The 4,667-nt window shown below is 37.9% G+C and carries 4 protein-coding genes and 1 tRNA gene; 2 read left to right on the plus strand and 3 right to left on the minus strand.

Annotated elements, in window-relative coordinates; genetic code table 11:
* A partial coding sequence (locus BM084_RS18855) for an IS66 family transposase (protein WP_143083702.1) occupies positions 1-265 on the plus strand: 265 nt, incomplete at its 5' end.
* A gap of 274 nt (positions 266-539) precedes the next feature.
* Here the strand turns inward: BM084_RS18855 and BM084_RS18860 are convergent.
* From BM084_RS18860 to BM084_RS18870, 3 genes are all read right to left on the minus strand, one after another.
* Entirely contained in the window at positions 540-1,544 is a 1,005-nt protein-coding gene (locus BM084_RS18860; protein ID WP_093306675.1) for a potassium channel family protein, read from the minus strand.
* Between the two features lie 119 nt (positions 1,545-1,663).
* Positions 1,664-2,509: a universal stress protein gene (locus BM084_RS18865; protein ID WP_075326090.1), complete on the minus strand. Its 846-nt coding sequence runs from the start codon at positions 2,507-2,509 to the stop codon at positions 1,664-1,666.
* A 252-nt stretch (positions 2,510-2,761) separates the two neighbouring features.
* Positions 2,762-4,153, minus strand: coding sequence for a dipeptidase (locus tag BM084_RS18870; protein ID WP_093306680.1), 1,392 nt, complete (start codon positions 4,151-4,153; stop codon positions 2,762-2,764).
* A gap of 111 nt (positions 4,154-4,264) precedes the next feature.
* On the opposite strand from BM084_RS18870, the gene BM084_RS18875 reads away from it, so the two are divergent.
* Positions 4,265-4,346: transfer RNA gene (locus BM084_RS18875), tRNA-Leu, on the plus strand.
* Positions 4,347-4,667 lie beyond the last annotated feature (321 nt).

Genomic DNA, 4,667 nt, shown 5'->3' on the forward strand with positions numbered 1-4,667 from the left:
CGGGAATTTACTTATTGATAATAATCTCATAGAAAATAAAATTCGTCCAGTTGCCCTGGGAAGGAAAAATTACTTATTTGCCGGATCTCATAAGGCTGCTCAGAGAGCTGCAGCAATTTATTCCTTCTTTGCTATTTGTAAAAAACACGAGGTGAATCCCTATGAGTGGTTAAAATATACCTTAGAGAATATCATGACTATAAAGTACAAGGATATTAAGAACCTCTATCCACAAAATTATAAAAAATTACAGCTGAGTAAATAAACAAATACAGCTTAAAAGATTATTTTAGAATTACAAGGGGCACTTAGCCGACTGGATACTTTAAAAGAGTGAATACAGGAAGAATAGAGGGAAAAGTTGCAGTACAGCAGGAAGATTTAAAGTAGGCTTAAAATCTTTCAGTATTTTCCCAGCTTAAGCATTAAAAATTAGCATTTCTTAGCTTTATACTTTTACCGTGCTGATTGCCCTACTCACCTAAAGTATGATGAGCAGGGGAAAGTAAGTTCTCGATACGATTTTTTAATAACCCCATTTATTTATCATCCAACACATCTTCCCAATCCCAGCCATCTTTTTTGATATACCCCAACAATTTCCCCCGGCGTTTATTGAAATCTTCATCTTTGGGAATTCCGGGATCTTCTTCAAAATTCGCCTTTAATTCATCGGGTAAATCATTGAAATAATCAAAATCAGGCGGATCGTCTGCCAGCGAGGTATAACTTTCATGAAGCCTAACCGCAAGATTATCCATAGCTCCCCGTATAACGCGCCAGGTAAATGCATTAGCCGATTTATCTAAATGATAAGCTTCCTGTATATTTAAAGCTTCATCTAAAATAGCGAGATTCAATCTTATATTATGCGATCTTTTATTGGTATGAAAATAGTGAAGAATAGGGTAGGCAAGGTGATGCTCCCCGTGTTTTAAAAGCAGGGATTCCAGATTTTGTAAGCGATTGTATAGCGGTGAAAAATCTTTGCCGTTAAAACCTTTATTAATAATTTCTTTTGGCGAATTTCCCAGTTGATAAATATAAACGGCAAGGGTTCTTTTATCTATAACCGCCTGGAGTACGGGCAGCAAATAGGAGATTCCCAAACTTATAAAGATCATACTATTCATGCCCATAATGTTAGAAATAATACGCCAAAAGTCGCTACCGGCCCTTAGATCTCCGTTTCCTAAAGAGGTGAGCGTATAGCCTACGTAATAAATATTCCCAATAATATCGGCATTTTCGCCGGTGCTGCTTTCTAAAACAGAGTTGGGATCTGAAAGGTAAATTAAGCTATAACCTACCCAAATTAGAAAGATCCACATTGCCACGAGGCCCATTAAAATGGTACCGCCGGCAAAATTTAAAATAGGAGCTTTTCCCTTACCGCGGGCCATTTTAAAATATACCCACCATATTTTTCTTGCGGTGAAAGAAGACAACCTTCCGCCACCATTAATGTAAAGAATAGTTTTAAAAATATCTACAAGAGCAACTATAAGAATAAATAACCCTAACGGAACTAGTAGGTAACTCATTTCTATTGATTGGTTGTGGTTTAGCTTTCAAATTAATAAGTGTTGCTGAAAACCAGTGTTTAAGGAAACTTAATTCTTTGTGAAATGATGCAAAGAGGTATATATTTATTGCTGATTTTTTACTCCAATTCCTTTAAAATTAATACCGGTACCTTTGGATTAAAATCTATTTCTTCTTTAAAGCGCTGCGAGAATAATTTGCTAAAAAACCCTTGTTTGCGTTTATAAAGCGCCAGGAAATTGCTATCCCGACTTTCAGTAAAAAGATGAATCCCAGTAGTTTCGGTGGTTTGTGTGAGTTTATGAAAACTAAAATCTACACCTGAAAAATAAGTTTTTAGCGCTTCCTGGTTTTGTTCCTGTTCTTTGGTAAGCGGCCTGCCATCGCTATTAATATATAAGATCCTAATGCTGGCATTTAAATTTTCGGCCATATCTATAAGCGCCGCAACTTCTTTATTTTTAAACGGAAATTTATAATTGGTAGGAAAAACAATTTCACGCTTAGAAGTAGGCAATTCCTGCATTTTTTCGGGCAGAATTAAAAATGGACAATGCTCTACTTTTTCGGTTACTTCAGAAATTTCATTTTCAAAAGCTGCGTTTATAGATACATTTTCTCCCCGGGAAACCATTAAAATCAAGTCTATATTATGTGCATCTATGGTTTCCTGAATAGCTTCAGCCAGGTCTTTATTCCTGGAAATTGTTTCAAACTTATGTTTGGGATTTTCTTTCCTGAAGTTTAAACCCTGCAATGTTTTCTGCAAGCCGTTTTCCGATTCAGCCTTTGCAGCTTCCAGTTCTGCGTTATGATTCCGTTTTAGTGAAATTCTTACAGGAACTTCATAAGCATTAAGAATATAAAAAGTACAGGGAATGTTTTTGTAAAGGTTCAAAGCATACACCAGGGTATTCCAGGCGTGTTTTGTAAAATTAGTAGGAATAAGAATTTTCTTTTCCATTGAAAAAATTGATTTTATAAGCAATTCCTGTAAATATACTAAAACTTACTTCCCAAAATTTCTATTTTAATGCGGAAAAAGGTAGAAAAACGAAGTTCTCTGAGGAGACGGCATCCTGAACTAGTTTCAGGATCTAACATGTGGATAATTAAAACATATTAGATTCTGAAATAAATTCAGAATGACGTGATTTTTTAGACAACGTAGCTATTAAGATCCTTACTCGCTTAACAAGTAAATCCTCCAATCAATCTACTCTTGCTTCATTTCAGTAAAATATTTATAAAACCAGGGGATGGTTTCTATTCCTTTTAAATAATTCCAAATCCCAAAATGCTCGTTAGGGGAGTGGATGGCATCGGTATCAAAACCAAAGCCCATTAAAATAATTTTACTTTTTAATTCTTTTTCAAACAAAGTCACAATAGGAATGCTTCCCCCACTTCGCTGCGGAATAGGTGTTTTTCCGAAGGATTTCTCATAAGCCTTGCTGGCTGCCCGGTAACCAATATTATCTATTGGCGTTACATAAGCCTGGCCGCCGTGATGAGGTTTTACTTCTACCTTAACCGCGTCTGGAGCAATACTTTCAAAATGTTTTTTAAAGAGTTGGGTAATTTCTTTCCAATCTTGGTTTGGGACAAGGCGCATAGATATTTTTGCATAGGCTTTTCCCGGAAGCACTGTTTTAGCGCCTTCGCCAATATAGCCGCCCCAAATGCCGTTTACATCTAAAGTTGGGCGAATGGAAGCTCTTTCTAATGTAGAATAACCTGCTTCCCCGTGGACATCCTTAATATCGAGTTTCTTTTTATAAGCATCTTCGCTATAAGGAGCCTCAGCCATTTTAACGCGTTCTTCCCTGCTTAACTCTTCAACCTTGTCGTAGAACCCGGGAATGGTAATATGGTTGTTTTCATCGGTTAAAGAAGCGATCATTTTACTTAAAATATTGATAGGGTTTGCTACTGCACCGCCATACAAACCTGAATGTAAATCCCGGTTTGGCCCGGTAACTTCCACTTCAATATACGAGAGGCCGCGAAGTCCGGTAGTGATAGAAGGCGTGTCTTTTGCGATCATCCCGGTATCTGAAATTAAGATTACATCGTTGGCCAGTTTTTCTTTGTTGTTTTCTATAAACCAGCCTAAATGTTCACTTCCCACTTCTTCTTCCCCTTCAATCATAAATTTAACGTTGCAGGGTAGTTCATCATTTTTGGTCATATATTCCAGCGCTTTTACGTGCATAAACATCTGGCCTTTATCGTCACAAGCGCCACGGGCAAAAATAGCTCCGTCGGGATGAATTTCGGTTTCCTTGATCACGGGTTCAAAAGGAGGGGAGTTCCACAGGTCTAAAGGATCTGGCGGTTGCACATCGTAATGCCCGTAAACCAAAACTGTGGGCAGATTTTTATCTATAATTTTTTCGGCATATACTACAGGATGGCCGGGAGTTTCACAAATTTCTGCAGCATCACAGCCTGCCTGCAATAAATTTTCTTTCACCGCTTCGGCGGTTTTTAGCATAGAATCTTTGTAATTAGAATCGGCGCTTATGGATGGAATTTTCAGTAAATCAATGAGTTCGTTTAAGAAACGATCTTTATTTTCTTCAACGTAAGATTTGATGTCTTTCATTCTTTGAAATTTTGATTGAGATAAAGGTAAAAAAAATATTTCCAGACTATTTGTGAATTGAAACATTTATGTATATTTGCATCCGCTTACAACAAGCAAACATATTGAAATGCGGGCGTGGTGGAATTGGTAGACACGCTAGACTTAGGATCTAGTGCCTTACGGTGTGAGAGTTCGAGTCTCTCCGCCCGCACAAAGGGATAAGCCGACTTGAAAGAGTCGGCTTTTTGTTTGCCCTGCATGCAAACAATTCCGGGACTTGAAAGAAAGCCCGCTCACCTGATCGGAGGGAAGAGCAATGTAAAGTCAAGTGCGTCACTGGCAACGGTGGGGTGTGAAGGAAGACCTAGCAAGTTAGTGGAATATAGAGAAATCGAACCGATTCTGGCATATATTGGGGGTAAGGTTGCAAAAAGTGCCGATGCCCAAAATCCGAATAGCAATATATGTTAAAACGGATGGCTTCACTAACAGGAATGTTTGCTTAACGGGGGAAGCCTGATTATTCGCCTTT

This window comes from Salegentibacter agarivorans (assembly GCF_900113135.1).
Lineage (GTDB): Bacteria > Bacteroidota > Bacteroidia > Flavobacteriales > Flavobacteriaceae > Salegentibacter > Salegentibacter agarivorans.